Source organism: Terrabacter ginsenosidimutans (assembly GCF_039539425.1).
GTDB classification, from domain to species: Bacteria; Actinomycetota; Actinomycetes; order Actinomycetales; family Dermatophilaceae; genus Terrabacter; species Terrabacter ginsenosidimutans.
The window spans coordinates 68,113-85,608 of the sequence record NZ_BAABDC010000010.1 but is presented as its reverse complement, the minus strand read 5'-3'; the positions used below and the strand labels follow the sequence as shown (position 1 = coordinate 85,608).

12 protein-coding genes and 1 riboswitch are annotated in these 17,496 nt (G+C 69.9%); of the genes, 7 read left to right on the top strand and 5 right to left on the bottom strand.

Annotated elements, in window-relative coordinates; translation table 11 throughout:
- Nucleotides 1-2 precede the first annotated feature (2 nt).
- The 7 genes from ABD831_RS20070 to ABD831_RS20040 all read left to right on the top strand — a co-directional run bounded on the left by ABD831_RS20070 (nt 3) and on the right by ABD831_RS20040 (nt 9,190).
- Entirely contained in the window at nt 3-1,460 is a 1,458-nt protein-coding gene (locus tag ABD831_RS20070; protein ID WP_344951036.1) for a DUF4192 family protein, read from the top strand.
- Between the two features lie 85 nt (nt 1,461-1,545).
- A riboswitch (SAM riboswitch) is annotated at nt 1,546-1,660 on the top strand.
- Between the two features lie 15 nt (nt 1,661-1,675).
- The gene (gene metX / locus ABD831_RS20065) at nt 1,676-2,941 is read left to right on the top strand and encodes a homoserine O-acetyltransferase MetX (RefSeq protein ID WP_344951033.1); all 1,266 of its coding nucleotides are present in this window, start codon (nt 1,676-1,678) and stop codon (nt 2,939-2,941) included.
- Nucleotides 2,942-3,131: 190 nt separating this feature from the next.
- Nucleotides 3,132-3,530 (top strand): universal stress protein, encoded by a 399-nt coding sequence (locus ABD831_RS20060; RefSeq protein ID WP_142180156.1) that lies wholly within the window; start codon nt 3,132-3,134, stop codon nt 3,528-3,530.
- A 319-nt stretch (nt 3,531-3,849) separates the two neighbouring features.
- Nucleotides 3,850-5,481 carry an RNA polymerase sigma factor gene (locus ABD831_RS20055; RefSeq protein ID WP_425582862.1) on the top strand — a complete coding sequence of 544 codons (1,632 nt, stop codon included), beginning with the start codon at nt 3,850-3,852 and terminating at the stop codon, nt 5,479-5,481.
- 260 nt (nt 5,482-5,741) lie between these two features.
- The gene (locus ABD831_RS20050) at nt 5,742-7,448 is read left to right on the top strand and encodes a SulP family inorganic anion transporter (protein WP_344951028.1); all 1,707 of its coding nucleotides are present in this window, start codon (nt 5,742-5,744) and stop codon (nt 7,446-7,448) included.
- Entirely contained in the window at nt 7,445-8,800 is a 1,356-nt protein-coding gene (locus ABD831_RS20045; protein ID WP_344951026.1) for a diacylglycerol/lipid kinase family protein, read from the top strand. Before ABD831_RS20050 ends, ABD831_RS20045 begins: the two co-directional genes overlap by 4 nt.
- Nucleotides 8,801-9,013: 213 nt before the next feature.
- The gene (locus tag ABD831_RS20040) at nt 9,014-9,190 is read left to right on the top strand and encodes a phosphatase PAP2 family protein (protein ID WP_344951023.1); all 177 of its coding nucleotides are present in this window, start codon (nt 9,014-9,016) and stop codon (nt 9,188-9,190) included.
- A gap of 55 nt (nt 9,191-9,245) precedes the next feature.
- Here the strand turns inward: ABD831_RS20040 and ABD831_RS20035 are convergent, their stop codons facing one another.
- From ABD831_RS20035 to ABD831_RS20015, 5 genes are all read right to left on the bottom strand, one after another.
- A complete protein-coding gene (locus ABD831_RS20035) occupies nt 9,246-9,887 on the bottom strand; it encodes a phosphatase PAP2 family protein (RefSeq protein ID WP_344951021.1) in 642 nt (213 codons plus the stop codon).
- Nucleotides 9,888-10,047: 160 nt separating this feature from the next.
- A complete protein-coding gene (locus tag ABD831_RS20030; protein WP_344951018.1) occupies nt 10,048-12,828 on the bottom strand; it encodes a cation-translocating P-type ATPase in 2,781 nt (926 codons plus the stop codon).
- A gap of 49 nt (nt 12,829-12,877) precedes the next feature.
- Nucleotides 12,878-13,738, bottom strand: a complete 861-nt coding sequence (gene ppk2, locus ABD831_RS20025) for a polyphosphate kinase 2 (protein WP_344951015.1) — start codon at nt 13,736-13,738, stop codon at nt 12,878-12,880.
- Between the two features lie 193 nt (nt 13,739-13,931).
- Nucleotides 13,932-16,241: a transglutaminase TgpA family protein gene (locus tag ABD831_RS20020; RefSeq protein ID WP_344951012.1), complete on the bottom strand. Its 2,310-nt coding sequence runs from the start codon at nt 16,239-16,241 to the stop codon at nt 13,932-13,934.
- Nucleotides 16,238-17,482: a DUF58 domain-containing protein gene (locus ABD831_RS20015; protein WP_344951009.1), complete on the bottom strand. Its 1,245-nt coding sequence runs from the start codon at nt 17,480-17,482 to the stop codon at nt 16,238-16,240. The genes ABD831_RS20020 and ABD831_RS20015 overlap by 4 nt, the downstream gene beginning before the upstream one ends.
- Between the last annotated feature and the right edge of the window lie 14 nt (nt 17,483-17,496).

Sequence of the window (17,496 nt, the reverse complement as noted above, 5' to 3'; positions counted from 1 at the left end):
GCATGCCGAAGATCTCACTGTCCGGGCCGGCCGAGCTGCTGACCATCATCCCCTTCCACCTGGGTTTCCAACCGGAGCGCAGTGTCGTCGTGGTGTGCTTCCACGGCAAGCGCCTCGGGCTGGTGGCCCGGCTCGACGTCGTCGACGCGCAGCTGGCTCCCGAGGCCGCTGCGCAGACCCTGCCGACCTTGCTGCAGGGCGCCCCGTCGTCGGTGGCCATCGTCGGCTTCGAGGACGTCCCCGACGAGTCGCTGCCGTTGCTCGAGGCCCTCGCCGAGGGAGTCGAGGCCGAGCGGGTCATCGTCCGGGAGCGTCTCGTGCTGCGTGGTGGCCGGTGGCGCTCCGTCGGGTGCGACTGCTGTCCCGACGAGGGCTGGCTCCTGCCCGAGCAGGCCGACGTGCCGGCGGTCGCGAGCTACGTGGCGCTCGGGCACGCGGTGCTCCCGGACCGTGAGGAGCTCGCCCGCCTCGTGAGTCCGCTGTCGCCATCCGAGCCCCGGCACGACCTGACGGCGAGCGCCATCGAGGACTGGCAGCGTCGGTACCGCGCGGCGGGAGGGTCGGTGTCCGAGCTGCCGCAGCAGCCAACCGGGCGCCGTGACCCCGCCCGGCGGGCGAAGGCTGCGGGCGCAGGGCTGGGGGTTCTCGACGGCGGTGAGCCGACCTCCCGCCAGTTCCTCGTCAACGACTCCCTCGTCGCCTGGGGAGGCGTGCTGACCGGTGACGTCGTGGGCTACGGCATCGAGCACTGGCTGCCCTCCCTCGTGGGCCCCCTGCGCGACGTCCAGTTCCGGGATGCCCTCATCGGGTGGCTGTGCCCGGGAACGGCGCCGCTCGACACCTTCCCGGTCGAGCTCGTCGTCATGCTCGACGTCCTGCTCGGCCCGCACCTTCGACTCGCACCAGCCGCCGATGGCGGAGCACGTGACGGGACCGATAACTCCGCGAGCATCGATGCCGGGGCGGGCGGCGACGTCGCCTCGCGGCTGGCCGCGTCCGACCTCGAGGCGCTGCGGGCTCTGCACGCCCTGCTCGACCTCGGGTCGGACACGCCGAGCGGCGCTAACGACGGCGGGGGCGAGACCGTCGGGCCGGCGTGCGACGTCGAGCCGGACGACTGGGATGGCACTGACGAGGTGGGTGGGCGGGAGTCGGACGAGGGCTGGGATGGCACTGACGAGGTGGGTGGGCGGGAGTCGGACGAGGGCTGGAAGGACTGGGACGTGGCGTCGGGCCCGCGTCTCATGCTCGGGCGCCTCGAGCAGGTGTGCCGGCTCACCCCGGCTGCGCACGCGGCACCCCTGCTGTCGGTCGTCGCGTCGCTCGCATGGTGGTGCGGTGACGGGGCACGGGCCGGCATCGCTGTCGACCACGCGCTCGACCTCGAACCGGACCACCGACTGTGCCGGCTCGTGCGCCAGTCCCTCGACCACGGCATCCGGCCCTCGCGCTGCGCATGAGGGCGGGGACCGTCCGGAACGGCGGGCGTCCATGTCGTGGACCGGGCGACCTTGTCCCGGTGGGTGCTCGCGTATGGTTGGCGCAGGTCACGAGTACCAGCGACAAGCCCCGGCTCGCTGGTCGGCAACCCTCCTTCGCGGTGGGGTGCCCCGGGTGAGGACCTGGCCGCACCCGCAGTGGGTGCGTGCAAGCGCGAGGACCGAGGAGTACCCCGATGACCGTCACCCACCGGAAGCAGAGCACGCGTCGGCCGACCGTGCGTCACGCTGCCGAGGGCACCATCTCGCCCCAGGGCACCGAGGCCTCCGGCCACCTGGAGCGGGACGGCACCGACGGGTCGACACGGCCACCGGCCCATCGGGCTGACGGCGCCTGGCGGGTCGGCGACCCCGTGGGACGACGCCAGTTCGTCCACCTCGGTGACCTCGAGCTCGAGCGCGGGGGCGTGCTGCCCGACGTCCGGATCGCCTACGAGACGTGGGGGAGGCTCAACGAGGCCGGCGACAACGTCGTCCTCGTCGAGCACGCCCTGACCGGCGACAGCCACGTCGTCGGCGAGGCCGGCCCCGGGCACGCCTCGCCCGGGTGGTGGAACTCCCTGGTCGGTGCGGGCGGCCCGGTCGACCCCGACGAGTGGTTCGTCATCGCCTCCAACGTCCTCGGCGGCTGTCAGGGCAGCACCGGCCCCTCGAGCCAGGCCCCGGACGGGCAGCCGTGGGGGAGCCGGTTTCCCTACGTCACGGTGCGCGACCAGGTCGCGGCGGAGCGGCTGCTCCTCGACCGCCTCGGCATCCGCCGCGTCGCCGCCGTCGTCGGCGGCTCGATGGGCGGCATGCGAGCCATCGAGTGGGCGGTCACCCACCCTGACGACGTCGACCGCTGCATCGTGCTGGCCTCGACCCCCTGTGCCACGGCCGACCAGATCGCCTGGTGCCAGCCGCAGCTGCTCGCCATCCGGCACGATCCCGACTTCGCCGGTGGCGACTACTACTCGAGCGACCGGCGCCCCGATACGGGCCTCGGTCTCGCGCGTCGCATCGCCCACATCACCTACCGCACGGAGAGCGAGCTCGACGAACGCTTCGGTCGCGCCCCGCAGCTCGGCGAGGATCCGTTGCGCGCCGGCGACCGCGGTCGCTTCGCCGTCGAGTCCTACCTCGACCACCACGCGGGCAAGCTGGCTCGTCGCTTCGACGCGAACTCCTACGTGGTGCTGACCGAGGCCATGAACTCCCACGACGTCGGGCGCGACCGAGGCGGCGTGGAGGCGGCCCTGCGACGCGTCAGCGCCGACTGCACGATCGTCTCGGTCGACACCGACCGCCTCTACCCGCCACGCCTGTCCGACGAGCTGCACGCCGCTCTCCCGACCTCGCACCGGGCGCACATCGTGTCCGACTTCGGCCACGACGGATTCCTCATCGAGGAGGACCAGGTCGGTCGGATCATCCGGGATGCGCTCGACCGGCGCACCCTCTGAACCCTGCTGCGTCCCGGGCGGGTTCGCCCTCGGACGTGGGGTCAGGAGTGGGTGAGGACAGCGGTCCGCACGCCGTGTCGGACGGTGTGACGCAGCCTGGTCTGCACTGTCGGCGCGGGACGCACCCGGCGCCGCGATATCGGGTACGGTGCGAGCACTGGTTGTTTCCGTCCCAAGGAGGTCCGGGAAAGTGGCCATCGTCGTTGGTTATGTCGCCACCAAAGAAGGTCGTGCGGCGCTCAAGCGAGCCGCCGAGGAGTGCGTCCTGCGCGGTGCGAAGCTCGTCGTCATCAGCTCCCACCGCGGGGGCAAGGACTTTGACGCGGACGAGGCCAGGCAGTTCGAGACCGAGCTGGCCCGCGTGCAGGCCGTTCTCGAGGAGAGAGGGCTCGAGCACGAGGTGCGCCAGCTCGTCCGGGGCAACGACCCCGCCGAGGACCTCATCTCCGTCGCCGAGGAGGAGAAGGCCGACTTCATCGTCATCGGTCTTCGTCGTCGCAGCCCTGTCGGCAAGCTCATCCTCGGGTCCAACGCGCAGCGGATCCTGCTCGACGCGAGCTGCCCGGTGCTGGCGGTCAAGGGCGACTGAGGCGCCACCCCCCGGCGCTGCCACAGGGTCTCGCAGGGCCCTCCGGCCCGTTCGCGCCGGGCGCGCGTTCGACGTGCGTTCGTCCAAACGGCATCGGCCGTTTTATAATGTCTGAGTACGGGATCGCACAAGGCGCACCGAGAGCTCGAAACAGGGATCGACTCCAACTGGCCACACCCTCCCGGCACCAACCCCCATTCTCGTTCGTTGTGATGATGCATGCCCGAAATCGGGTCGATCACAACGAGACCTGCGACGAAAGGCGACTGCATCCGTGCCCAAGGCAACAAGCGCTGGAGCTCCCAAGACCCTGCCGAAGGTGTTCCAGCACGAGGCGATCATGCAGCTCCTGGTCAAGGGCAGCAGTAGCGGCACCATCACGGGAACGGAGATCGCGCGCGCCCAGGTCGATGCCGGACTCGACCTGAAGCAGATGAAGCCGGTCCTGACGACCCTCGAGGCCCACGACATCGAGATCGTCGTCGATGCGCCGCACGTCAGCACGACGAAGAAGACCCGAACAGGGACCAAGGGAGGCACTGTGGCCACCGCACGCACCAGCACCGCCGCGGCGACGAAGTCCGCTACACGGACGACGACCGCGGCGACCAAGACCGCCGCCAAGAAGACGGCGGCCAAGACCACCGCGGGGCCGACCGGCGAGGAGTCCACCTCGGTCGCCGCGACGACGACCAAGAAGGCAGCTACCAACGCCGGCGTCGCCAAGGCGGCAGCCAAGCCGGCACCCGCCAAGAAGACGGCGACGAAGAAGACCGCGGCCAAGAAGGCCACGGCATCGGGCGAGGGTGCTGCCGGCGCCGCCGGCGCCGGTGACGAGGCCGACGACGCCGAGCCCGAGGACGCCCCGGTCGCGGAGCTCGAGGACGTCGTCGTCGAGCCCGTGGAGGACGCCGACGAGGACTCCGAAGAGGGCGCCACTCCGGCAGCCGCGGCCAAGGCCGAGGAGACCGAGGAGTCCGGCTTCGTCATCCGTGACGACGACGAGGACGACGCCCCGGCCCAGCAGGTCGTCACCGCAGGTGCGACGGCCGACCCGGTCAAGGACTACCTCAAGCAGATCGGCAAGGTCGCCCTCCTCAACGCCGAGCAGGAGGTCGAGCTCGCCAAGCGCATCGAGGCCGGCCTGTTCGCCGAGGAGAAGCTCAACTCCGGTGACAAGATCGACATGAAGCTCAAGCGCGAGCTCTGGTGGATCGCCCAGGACGGCAAGAAGGCCAAGAACCACCTTCTCGAGGCCAACCTGCGACTCGTCGTCTCGCTCGCCAAGCGCTACACCGGTCGCGGCATGCTCTTCCTCGACCTCATCCAGGAGGGCAACCTCGGCCTCATCCGTGCGGTCGAGAAGTTCGACTACACCAAGGGCTACAAGTTCTCGACCTACGCGACGTGGTGGATCCGTCAGGCGATCACCCGCGCCATGGCCGACCAGGCTCGTACGATCCGCATCCCGGTCCACATGGTCGAGGTCATCAACAAGCTCGCCCGCGTGCAGCGCCAGATGCTCCAGGACCTGGGCCGTGAGCCCACCCCGGAGGAGCTCGCCAAGGAGCTCGACATGACCCCGGAGAAGGTCGTCGAGGTCCAGAAGTACGGCCGCGAGCCCATCTCGCTGCACACCCCGCTCGGCGAGGACGGCGACAGCGAGTTCGGTGACCTCATCGAGGACTCCGAGGCCGTCGTCCCGGCAGACGCCGTCAGCTTCACGCTCCTGCAGGAGCAGCTGCACTCGGTGCTCGACACGCTCTCCGAGCGTGAGGCGGGCGTCGTGTCGATGCGCTTCGGCCTCACCGACGGTCAGCCGAAGACCCTCGACGAGATCGGCAAGGTCTACGGCGTGACGCGTGAGCGCATCCGTCAGATCGAGTCCAAGACGATGAGCAAGCTGCGTCACCCGAGCCGCAGCCAGGTCCTGCGCGACTACCTCGACTGACAGTCGCCCTGTTCTTGTCGGGCTTCAGCGGGTCGGGTGCCCTTTCGGGTACCTGACCCGCTGCCGTCCCTGGCGGTGCCGAGCGCTCTGTGAACGCCGGACGGCGCGGCCGGCCGCCTGTAGGCTCGGATGGTGCCTGTTCTCCAGACTGGACGAGAGCACTCGGGCGTTGGTCGATACCAACTCAGCGTGCGCACCCACATCGGCGGCTGACCATGGCCGCGCTCGCCGACCGACACGACGTCGGGACGAGCGGGTGGATGGATCGCGTTCCGGGCCTGCGTCTGGCCCACTCCTACGAGCGGTCGTGGCTCCCGAAGGACATCGTCGCGGGGCTCGTCCTTTCGGCGCTGCTGGTGCCGCAAGGGATGGCATATGCGCAGCTGGCAGGGCTCCCGCCCGTCACGGGGCTCTACACCTCGATCCTGTGCCTCATCGGATATGCCGTCTTCGGGCCCTCCCGAGTGCTCGTGCTGGGACCGGACTCGTCCCTGGGGCCAATGATCGCTGCAACGATCGCCCCCCTGCTGCTCGCCGGCGGTGACCCCGCGCGTGCCGTTGCGCTCGCGTCGATGCTGGCCGTCATCGTCGGTGTCGTCATGGTCGTCGCCGGGCTGGCGCGCTTCGGCTTCGTCGCGGACCTGCTGTCGAGGCCGACCCAGATCGGCTACATGAACGGTCTCGCGCTGACCATCATCGTCGGTCAGCTGCCCAAGCTCTTCGGGTTCTCCACCGACGCCAACGGCCTCGTGGCTGAGGCGAACGCCTTCGTGTCGGGCCTGTTCACCGGGGCGGCCAACCGCACGGCCGCCCTCATCGGAGTCAGCGCGCTTGCCGGCATCCTGCTGCTCAACAGGTTCATCCCCAAGGTCCCGAGCGTTCTCGTCGTCGTCGCCCTCACAGCCGTCGTGGTGAACCTGTACGACCTCGAGTCCCACGGGGTCGACACGGTCGGCGTGCTCCCGCAAGGCCTCCCGACGTTCGCGATCCCGCACGTGGGCTGGGGTGACTTTCCTCCGCTCTTCCTGGGAGCCCTTGCGATAGCCGTCGTCGCGCTCGCCGACACGATGTCAACGGCGTCGAGCTTCGCTGCCCGACGGGGCGAACGCGTCCAGGGAAACCAGGAGATGATCGGCATCGGGGCCGCCAACATCGCCGCCGGAGCCTTCCAGGGCTTCCCGGTCAGCACGAGCGGGTCGCGGACGGCAGTCGCGGAACAGGCCGGATCCCGGTCCCAGGTCACCGGGGTCGTGGGCGCCTTGGTGATCGCCGTCGTCCTTCTCTTCGCCAACTCGCTGATGCAGTACGTGCCGCAACCAGCGCTGGGTGCCGTGGTCATCGCTGCCGCTGTGTCGCTGACCGACGTTGCTGGCACGCGTCGCCTCTGGCTGCAGCGTCGGACGGAGTTCCTCCTGTCCCTCATCGCCCTCCTCGGCGTGGCCCTCCTCGGTGTCCTGCCCGGCATCCTCATCGCGGTCGGGCTGTCCATCCTCAACGTCTTCCGCCGCACCTGGTGGCCGCACCAGGCAGAGCTCGGCCGTGTGGAGGGGGTTGCGGGACTGCACGACACCGAGAGCTACCCCGACGCCGAGCGGTTGCCCGGACTGGTCGTCTACCGGTTCGACGCGCCGCTCATCTTTGCCAACGCCCGGAGCTTCGGCGAGACGGTTCGCGAGATGGCTGAGGACGACCCGTCGCTGAGCTGGATCGTGGTCGCGGCAGAGCCGATCACGGACGTCGACACCACGGCCTCAGACATGCTGCAGGAGCTGGACACCTGGCTGAACGCGCGCGGGGTGTCGCTCGTGTTCGCAGAGATGAAGGACCCGGTGCGCGCGAAGATCGAGAGGTACGAGCTGACCCGCACCATCGCCCCGGAGCACTTCCTCCCGACCGTCGACTCGGCTGTCGCCGAGTACCGGCGGCTGACCGGCGCGAGCTGGCAGGCCCCGAAGGAGCCCTCATGACGACGTCTGTCCACGACCGAAGGCCCAGCGCACTGCGCAGGGCCTCTGCAATGCTCGCCATGATGGCGTTGGCGGCAGCCTTGCTTTTCCTCGTGGTCGTCTCCATCCGCCGCTGGGACGTCCTGCTGGTCAGCGTCATCGCGCTCGGGGTGGCCGTGGTGGCCGCGTGGTACGTCGTGTCGCGGAAGGGAAGCGTCCGGGCTACCGCTGCCGTGCTCGGCGCCATCGCGCTCGTCGTCTTCGTCCTGGTGATACTCGCGAGCCAGAGTGTCCGGGTGCTGGCCGTCGGGCTGGCCCTCGCGGCGCTCTCCGCAGCTGCAGCGCGCTACGCACTGCCCCCGGCAACACTCGACGACGACGCCGAAGCCGCGCCCAAGGCGAGGCAGGCGGTGCTGATCATGAACCCGAAGTCAGGCGGGGGCAAGGTCGAGCGGTTCGGCCTCGTCGAGCTCTGCAAGCAGCGAGGTGTCGAGCCCTACGTCCTGGAGCCCGGCGACGACCTCCGGGCAGTGGCCGAGGCTGCTGTCACCCGCGGCGCCGACCTGCTCGGCATGGCTGGAGGCGATGGCTCACTGGCGATCGTCGCCTCGATCGCCAGCCGGCACGGACTTCCCTTCGTCGTCGTGCCCGCGGGGACGCGCAACCACTTCGCGCTCGACCTGGGCATCGACCGCGAAGACGTCCCGGGCGCGCTGGAGGCCTTCGACGACGGAGTCGACACGCGGGTGGACCTGGCCGAGATCAACGGCCGGGTGTTCGTCAACAACGCGTCGATGGGCGTGTACGCGAAAGTCGTGCAGTCGGCGGACTACCGCGACGCGAAGGTGCAGACCGCCTCGGCCCTGCTGCCCGACATGCTGGGCCCGGGGGCCAAATCTCTCGACCTGCACTACATGCTGCCCTCTGGCGAGGAGGCCGTACCGGGCCAGCTGCTGCTGGTGTCCAACAACCCCTACGATCTCGCGCACCTGCGTGGCGGAGGCACACGGGAGCGGCTCGACAGCGGGCTGCTCGGGGTCGTGTCGCTGCGAGTCGGGTCGGCCGCGGACGCAGAGAAGCTTGCCGCCCTCGAGATGACCGGTCAGGTCCAGCACTTCGCGGGATGGAACGAGTGGACGGCGTCCCAGTTCGACGTGCGCGCCGCTGGGCCGGTGGAGGTCGGCGTCGACGGGGAGGCCCTCGTCCTCGATCCGCCGCTGCGCTTCGCCATCCGGCCTGGCGCGGTCACCGTCCGACTTCCGCGCGCCGCCCTACGACGGTCGCGTGCCGCCCACCCGGCGCGGATCACCACGAGGTCCACCCTCGCCGCCCTCTGGCGCACCGCGACCGGGCGCCGCGCGGACGCCGGATGAGCAGTCCGGCCCCTCCCGAGCCTGTCGAAGCGCTGTTTGCCGAGCGCCTCGCGGCTCACGGCCCCCTCGACTGTCGAGGCTCGTCCGGCGTCGCGGTCACGGGGCGGCCACGATCGGGGTGACGTCGCTCCTGGTCAACCAGCCGATGAAGATGGCGGCCCGTCAGCGCCTCCGTCGTTCCCGGCTGGGCGTGCCCCCGGCCGATGGGTGGGTATGCCGTCGTCCGCCTCGTTCGCCTCAGGACACTCCGCGTCGGCGGCGGCAGTCGTGGCGTTCTCGCGTGTCTACACCGGGGTGCACTACCCGGGTGATGTCCTGGCTGGTGCGACTGTTGGTGCAGGGCTCGGACTTCTGACCTCGACCGTGGCCTCGCGGCTGCACCAAGGCTGACGAACGCCCAGAGCGCGGCCCGGGTGTGGCCCGCCCGACCCATGTTCTGTGGCACTCATGCCTGCGCTTCAGGTGGTTCACCTGGATTCGCGGGCTCGGCGCGGTCGCCCGCCTCGTGGACGCGCTCCACGCAGACCCGCGCCACCGGGTTGACGACGTACGCGGCGAGGAGGCCGAGCCCGGCTCCGAGTGTGTAGCCGGCAACGACCTCCGTTGGGGTGTGCACCCCGAGCATGAGCCGGTCGAGCCCGACGACGACCACCACGATCACACCGACCACGAGCACGAGGCGGCGGCGCGCACGCCGACGCAGGAACAGGGCCGACAGGACACCGGTCACCGTGACAGCCGCAGCAATGTTCGACGCGTGGCCGCTCGGCATCGCGCTCGACGTGTACTGGAGGATCGGGTTCACCACCACCGGCCGCGCGAGGCCGACGTACTGCTTGAGGCCGGCGGTCACGAGGGAGGTGCCGGCGATCGTCAGTACGACGTAGGCGGCCGCCCTGCCCTGCTTCCAGTACAGCAGCAGGCCCGCGACGACCACCGTCGCGATCGCGCTTGCCACGGTGCCGAAGGCGGAGGACACCCACACCAGCGGGTGCTCGAGCCACGACGCAGAGCGCCGCCACCAGTCTGGACCAAGTGCCAGGACGTGGTCCCACTGGTCGAGCAGCTGCGGATGATGCGCAGCCACGACGCACAGCGCCAGACAGGTCACGGTGCTGGCAGACCCCCAGGCCAGAAACCGTCGGCGCGTTCGCCCAGTGAGGGCCACCGGGCCGCGAAGCCGTCGTGGCGTCACCAGGGGAGGTTCGTCGGCGCCCACGGAGATGGCCGAGTTCAGCCGGCCCCGGTCAGCCGGCCAGAGACGATGCCGCGGTCTGGTTGGAGACCTTCGCCCGGTCGCGCGCCCGCCAGACGCGAAGGATCACCTTGTACAGCTCGCCCAGGATCAGCAGCACGACGCCGGGTACCAGGACGATGGCCCACTGCCTGCCGTCGAGTGGCGTGGTGTGGAACAGGTCCTGCAGCACGCGCATCTGGGTGATCAGCATCGCGCCGACGACCGCCCACGCGAAGGCCCACAGCAGCTTCGGGTTGGACAGCGTCGCGCTCCCGAAGGCGCTGTCCTCAGGGAAACGGAGGTTGAGGGCGAGGAAGATGTTCATGAGCGACAAGCCGACCAGCGCCATGGTCTGCCCCACCTCGAGCGAGTCATAGGTGGTCTTGCCGATCTGGACCAGCACCAGCGTCGCGGCGGCCATGAACAGTCCGTTGACGAACAGGCGCACCATCATCGACCTGATGATGATGGCCTGGTTGAAGGGACGGGGCCTGCGCCGCATGATCCCCGGGCTGGCGACGTCCAGGCCCATGACCGCGCCCAGCGGCGCCACCACGGCCATGTGGATCCACAGCACCTGGGAAGGGATCAGCAGCGCGGTGCCGGCGATCTGGAACGCAGTCGAGCCGAGGAACGCGAGGACGAACATGAACAGGTTGGCGATCTGGATCCGCAGGAACTTCTGCAGGTTGTCGTAGACCGAGCGTCCTTCCTCGACGGCGGCCACGATGGTGGCGAAGTTGTCGTCGGTCAAGATCATCTTGGCCGCGCCCTTGGCGACATCCGTTCCGGTGATCCCCATGGCGATGCCGATGTCCGCAGCACCGATGGCCGGCGCGTCGTTCACCCCGTCCCCTGTCATCGCGACGATGTGCCCGTTGCGCCTGAGCACCTCCACCAGCCTGACCTTGTGCTCGGGCGCCACCCGGGCGATCACGCCGATCTCGTCGACCTGCCTGGCCGCCTGCTCGTCGTCGAGCGCGGCGAACTCGGCGCCGGTCACAGCCCGCCCCTCGATGCCCAGCTCGCTGGCGATCGCGGCAGCGGTGATGGCGTGGTCTCCGGTGATCATGCGGACCCGGATCCCGGCCTGCTTGGCCTCGGCGATGGCCTTCATCGCCTCCGCCCGCGGCGGGTCGACCTCGCCGACCAGGGCTGCCAGCTCGAGGTCCTGCATCAGCTCCATCAGGTCGGCGGCGGGGTCGAAGGTGGCGGGATCGAACTCGCGTTGCGCGAACGCCAGGACGCGCCGTCCCTGGCTGGCGATGCGCTCGTTCTCGGCCAGGACCTTCCCGCGCATCTCAGGGGTGAGCATCACGCTCACCCCTCCGGGCATCCGGGCTCGAGTCGACCGGTCCAGGATCACGTCCGGCGCGCCCTTCACGTAGGCCCGTACGACAGGCTGACCTTCAGACCCGGGCATCGTGTGGAAGGTGGCCATGAACTTGTAGTCGGAGTCGAACGGCACCGCCGCGATGCGCGGGTGGTTCAGGCGGAACTGCCTGACGTCGATGCCGCCCTTCTGGGCGAGGACGTAGAGTGCCCCCTCCGTGGGGTCGCCGACGACGGCGCCGTCCTGGATGTCGGAATCGTCGCAGAGCGCGCACGGGAAGAACACGTAGTCCAGATTGGCTTCGGGATCGCCCGTCGTTCGTTGGACCTGCCCGTCGAAGCTGTAGCCCTCACCGCTGACGGTGTAGTGATGAGCGACGGTCGTGAACTCTCGGACGGTCATCTGGTTCAGCGTCAGGGTCCCGGTCTTGTCGGAGTTGATCGCCGAGGTCGAGCCCAGCGTCTCGACGGCGGGCAGCACCTTCATGATCGCGTTCTTCTTGGCCATGTTGACCGACCCCACCGAAAGGATCGTCGTCACCACTGCGGGAAGGGCGTCCGGGATGGATCCGACGGCCAGGGCGACACCGATGCCGAAGAGGACCGTGAAGGACTCACCCTGCGCGAGGCCCATGATGACGATGGCGATGAAGGCGAAAAGGGCGGCGCCGATGATGAAGATCGTGAGCCGGTCGACCTGCTTGGTCAGAGGTGTCTTCTCCACCTTCTGGCCAGCAAGCAAGTGCGCGATGTGCCCCACCTCGGAGCCCATCCCCGTGGTGGTCACGAGGATCTCCCCGTGGCCGCGCGTGACGTTGGTGTTCATGAAGGCCATGTTGGTTCGATCGCCGATCGCTACGTCGGTCGTGCCGAGCGGCTCGGTCGTCTTCTCGACTGCGACGCTCTCGCCCGTCAGAGCGCCTTCCTCGACCTGGAGCGTGGCGGCAACGATCACTCGGCCATCTGCGGGCACTCGGTCACCGGCGTCGACAAGGACGATGTCGCCGGGCACGATCTCTGCGGCGGGGATCTCGAGGACGGAGCCGTCGCGCCGCACCTTGGCGACTGCCTCCAGCATCGCCCCGAGCGCCGCCGCCGCTGCGTGGGCCTTGCCCTCCTGGTGGTATCCCAACCAGGCGTTGAAGACGGTGAGCAGCGCCAGTCCCACCGCCGTCCCCCACTCACCGATCAGCAGGCTGACGATCGCCGCGATGACGAGCACGATCTGCATGTAGTCCCGGTAGTGCTTCAGGAACTGTTTCCAGATCGGCTCCGGCTCCGCTTCGGCTATCGCGTTCGCGCCCGACGTCCTGAGCCGCTGCTCCGCCTCCAGCTCCGTCAGGCCCCTGACCGGGTCGACATCCAGCCGTTTGGTCACTTCATCCACCGGGAGGGCCCACCACGCGACGGCGTGGTCCCGCCGCGCAGTCACGGTCGGAGCGCTGACCTTCTCGGACATGCTTTCCTCCCTGGGACGACGCGGTCAGTCATGAAGAGGCCGTCGCAATTCAGAATGGTGTGGGGATGAAGCGCGGCGGCAGGGCCGGGGACTGGTAGTCCCCAGGCTCCTGACGCCTCGGGAGCTCGACGTCCCTGATCTCGAGCGGCTCGTAGGGGATCTGGCTCAGTAGGTGACTGATGATGTTCAGACGGCCACGTCTCTTGTTGTCCGTGTGCGCGACGTACCACGGGGCCCACGGGGTGTCGGAGGCCGCGAACATGGCGTCGCGGGCACGCGAGTAGTCGTACCAGCGGCCGTAGGACTTCAGGTCCATGTCCGAGAGCTTCCATACCTTCCGAGGGTCATGGATGCGGCTCTCGATCCGGCGCGTCTGCTCCTCGGCGCCGACCTCGAGCCAGTACTTGATCAGGAGGATCCCCGAGTCGACCATGGCCTTCTCGACACCGGCGATCTGCTCGAGGAAACGCTCGGTCTGCGCGGGGGTGCAGAACCCCATCACGCGCTCGACCCCGGCGCGGTTGTACCAGCTGCGGTCGAAGATCACCACCTCGCCTGCGGCGGGCAGGTGCTGGATGTACCGCTGGAGGTACATCTGCGACCTCTCCCGATCGGTCGGCGCCGGCAACGCGACCACTCGGAAGACTCGTGGGCTGACGCGCTCGACGAGTCGCTTGATCGTGCCGCCCTTGCCGGCCGTGTCCCGTCCCTCGAACACCACACAGATCTTGGCGCCGGACGACTTCACCCACTCCTGCATGGCCACGAGCTCTGCCTGCAGGGGCTCGAGCTCGGACTCGTAGGTCTTGCGACGCAACTTCGAAGCGTCGGAGGACTCGTCCCACGTGCCTGGTGTCCCGACAGGGAGCTCGTCCGTCTCGTCCGCCCTCTTGGCCTTCTTCTTGCTCATCGTCGGCCTCCTGCACGACGCGCGCCGCGTCAGCCGTTGCGGCCATAGGAAACGTTCACCGCCTTTGTAGGCTAACTCGGCCGGCAGCACCGCGTCCGACCTTCCCCGAACGTGGGCCCACGGCTTCGGAGCCGGTCCCGGAGTTCTCGGGTCGGCCTGGTTTGGCGTGAACGGATCTCGTCGGCGCAGTCCGTCAGCGGCGCCGGGAGGTCAGGCGCCCCGGCAGGGACCGCCAGAACGACACGCCGGTGGCGGGCCAGAAGAAGGACCGCGCCCTCGTCTGCCAGGCCCGGGTGCGGCCGACCTGACGACGGATCGAGCGGATGTCCTCGTGCAGCCGGAACGCCTCTTGCGGCGTCGTTCGCTCGGGCAGGTCGTAGCGCGACTTCTCCAGGGTGGCTGTGACCCGTCGCATGGCGGTCGCGTTCTCCTCGTCGAGGTGACCTTCGCCGACGTACCGCTCGCGCAGCTGGCGCAGGGTCACGCCTGCCGGAGCGTCGATGCCGAGGTCGCCGAGGTGTGAGGTCAGCTCCTCCCACTCGGCCTCGATGAGGTCCTGCTGCGTCACGGCTGCACGTCGCCGTCGCACCCGGAGCAGCCAGGCCGTGATCGGCATGGTGAACGCCGCGAGCAGGCCGACGAGAACGGCGACGACGAGCACGAGGTTGCGCAGCGTGAACACCGCGCCGAGGGTCTCGAGGACGCCGCGCTGCTGCGGCGCGGGTGCGACGGCCGTCTCGGCCGTGATCTTGGGCTTCGCCGCCGAGGCGCCGAGCGTGCCGGTCTCACTCACCCCGCGGCCGCCGCCGGTGGGGCCGGAGTCCGAGCCCAGCACGGCATACGGCGGTGGTGCGCCCGAACGGGCGCCGGGCGTCGGCTCGAAGCGCAGCCAGCCGTAGCCCTGGAAGTAGAGCTCGGGCCACGCGTGCGCGTCGCTGGCGCGCACGACATAGCGCTCACCGGAGAGCTGTCCCGGCAGGAAGCCGATGGCCATCCGGGCCGGGATGCCCTGGGCCCGCGCCATCATGATCATCGCGGTCGCGAACTGCACGCAGTAGCCGCGCCGGGTCTGGTAGAAGTTCTGGATCGGCTCGAGCAGGCGCCCCTCGCCGTCCCGCAGCGGTTCGCCCAGGTCGAGGGAGTAGGTGTACCGGCTGGTGTCGCGCAGGTGGTTCTGGATGGCGATGGCCTTGTCGAGCGCGTTGCCCTTCCCGCGCGTCACCTCGTCGGACCAGCGCTGCACGAGGTCGCGAGAGCGTTCCGGGATGGTCAGGTCGTCGTCGGTGATGTCGGGGGAGTCGGGGGGGCCGGCATCGCGCAGCTGCGGCGGGGACGGGGCGATGTCGGCGTAGGTGACGCGGTAGTCGCTGACGGCCCGGCCGACGCGCACGTCACGTGTGACGGGGTCGATGGTCCACGGCGTGCCTTCCATCGCGACGGCGACGACGGGGTAGGGCGCGGCGATGCGGGGCGCGGCCAGGGTGTTGTTCGAGACGGTGACGACGTAGTCGCGACGCTTGTCCTGCGGAGGCAGCGGCGGCGGGTTGTCGGGGCGGGCCCCGGTCGCGCCCGCGATGCTCCACTGGCCACGTGAGTAGTACGACGTGGCGAGGACGCGGAGAGGCGCCCGGGTGAACGCGGTCGTCGTGTAGGTGAGGATGGGCGACTGGTCCTGGTTGTTGAGGCTGCGTGACAGGTCGAGCGTGTCGTTGAAGCCGACCGAGCCCTCCCCGCCCCCGCCACCGGTTCGCCCCAGCCCCTCGGTGAGGTAGCGCGGCGGGAAGTGAGGGATGACGGCCGGGACGACGACGGCGACGACGACACCGATGGCGCCGAGCTTGAGCGCCCCGGCGGTGAAGGAGCGCAAGGCGTCCCGGTCGTGGGCGGCCTCGTCGATCTCGCTGTGGGCGGCCGCGTTGGCCGTGCCCCAGCGGCCGAACTGCGCGCGTGCGGTCGTGTGCAGCATGACCAGCCACAGCGCCACCGGCACGACGAAGTAGCGCAGCGCGAGCGCAGCGTCGCCGTTGGCGGCCGTGATGAGGTATGCCGTCAGCAGCGGCAGCCCCGCGGCCGCCGGACTGCGCCAGGTGGCCGCCATGGCGTCGACGGCGATGGCCACGAGCGCGACGGCGACGACGAGGCAGAAGGTGATGCCCTCGTTGAGCGGTGCGGGCGCGGAGTAGCGGTTGACCGTCTCCAGGGCCTGCAGCGCCAGCGAGTTGGCCGCCTCGAGCGTCGCGGGGGTGGGGACGAGCAGGACGAAGGACTCACCGGTCCAGCGGGCGAGGATGACGTAGGCGGTGACGAGCACCTGCACGAGGACCACGAGCCCACGCGAACGGGTGAGTCCTCGCCCCAGGAGGCCGAGCCCGGCCACGAGGGCGATGATGAACACCGCCTGGGGGAGCCACGTCGTCTCCACGAACAGGCTGGTGATGGGGTAGACGGCGCTCAGTGTCGCGAGAGCGCCGAGGACCGTGATCCTCCACCGTCGGCGGGTCATCGGCTGCCTCCCACGGTCGCGGCGGTGAGGACGGCCCACACGTACGCGACGTCCTCGTCGCGCCGGACGGCGACGGCGCGCCAGCCGGCCAGGCGCAGGGTGTCGACGTGCGGCTCGGCCTCCTCCGCCTGGGTCTCGCCGAAGCTGCGTGCGTCGAGGACGAGGGCCAGGCCTGTCGTCCCCGGTTGACGAAGGCTCGCCACCCGGGAGGTGATGTCACGTCCGAACGGGCCGACGATGGCCACGAGGAACCCACCGGCGGATGCGAGGGCCTGTCCGGCACGCAGGATCTCGTCATCGCCGGCGTCGTCACGCGGAGTCGCCACGGCGAGGACGTCGAGGATCTCGTCAGGCGTCATGGTCTCGGCCGCGCGGGCGGTCTCGACCGTCTCGGCGCAGACGAGGTGGACGGCATACCCCGAGTCGCACAGGTGGACCGCCACCGAGGCGGCGGCGGTGACCGCCCACTCGAAGGAGCTGCTGGCTCCCGTGCCTCCGTGCGCCGACGGCCGAGGGTCGATGAGCACCACCGCTCGCCGCTGAGCGGGTCGGTCCTCCTGGCGCACCATGAGGTCGCCCGTGCGGGCCGTCGCCGGCCAGTGGATGCGGCGCAGGTCGTCGCCGTCGCGGTACTCGCGGATCGTGACGTCGTCCTCGCCGTGGAGCGAGATGAGCTGCGCCTGCTCGCCCTCGGACCCCACCCCGGAGCTGGGCTGGCGGTTCGACGAGAGGGGGTGCACGGCCGGAAGCACGACGAGGTCGGCCGTGCCTTCGAGCACGGCGTTGCGGTTGGCCAAGCCGAAGGGGTCCTGGACCTGGACCCCGAGGGGGCCGAGGTGGTGGCGTCCGCGCAGGTGGGAGCGCACGGCATAGTCGATGGCGCGCACACGCCCGGACGGGATGCGGCCGACGACGAACCGCGGCCGGTCGCCGAGGGCGTAGTCGAGGCGCTCCTCCGCGAGGAAGATCGGGGTCGTGGCGCTCGAGACGTTCTCGAAGGAGAGCGTGACGTGAGCGTCCTGGCCGACGCTGATCCGTTCGGGGTGGGTGTGCCGCTCGATGCGCATCCGGGTCTTGCGCGTGCGCACGAGCACGGCAGAGATGACGGGGAGCGTGACGAGGAGCACCCCGAAGCGGGTCAGGTCGCGGAAACCGAAGATGACACCGGCAAGCACGAGAACGGTGCCCGAGCCCATGAAGGCCCGCCCCCTCGTCGTCAGGACGCTCCGCAGTGAGCGCATGCGCGTGTCCTTGC

Bases quoted from the DNA above. Each gene is read 5' to 3' on its own strand.
- ABD831_RS20070 (WP_344951036.1), top strand. From the start codon at position 3: ATGCCGAAGATCTCACTGTCCGGGCCGGCCGAGCTGCTGACCATCATC.
- metX (WP_344951033.1), top strand. From the start codon at position 1,676: ATGACCGTCACCCACCGGAAGCAGAGCACGCGTCGGCCGACCGTGCGT.
- ABD831_RS20050 (WP_344951028.1), top strand. From the start codon at position 5,742: ATGGATCGCGTTCCGGGCCTGCGTCTGGCCCACTCCTACGAGCGGTCG.
- ABD831_RS20045 (WP_344951026.1), top strand. From the start codon at position 7,445: ATGACGACGTCTGTCCACGACCGAAGGCCCAGCGCACTGCGCAGGGCC.
- ABD831_RS20040 (WP_344951023.1), top strand. From the start codon at position 9,014: ATGCCGTCGTCCGCCTCGTTCGCCTCAGGACACTCCGCGTCGGCGGCG.
- ABD831_RS20030 (WP_344951018.1), bottom strand. From the start codon at position 12,828: ATGTCCGAGAAGGTCAGCGCTCCGACCGTGACTGCGCGGCGGGACCAC.
- ppk2 (WP_344951015.1), bottom strand. From the start codon at position 13,738: ATGAGCAAGAAGAAGGCCAAGAGGGCGGACGAGACGGACGAGCTCCCT.
- ABD831_RS20020 (WP_344951012.1), bottom strand. From the start codon at position 16,241: ATGACCCGCCGACGGTGGAGGATCACGGTCCTCGGCGCTCTCGCGACA.
- ABD831_RS20015 (WP_344951009.1), bottom strand. From the start codon at position 17,482: ATGCGCTCACTGCGGAGCGTCCTGACGACGAGGGGGCGGGCCTTCATG.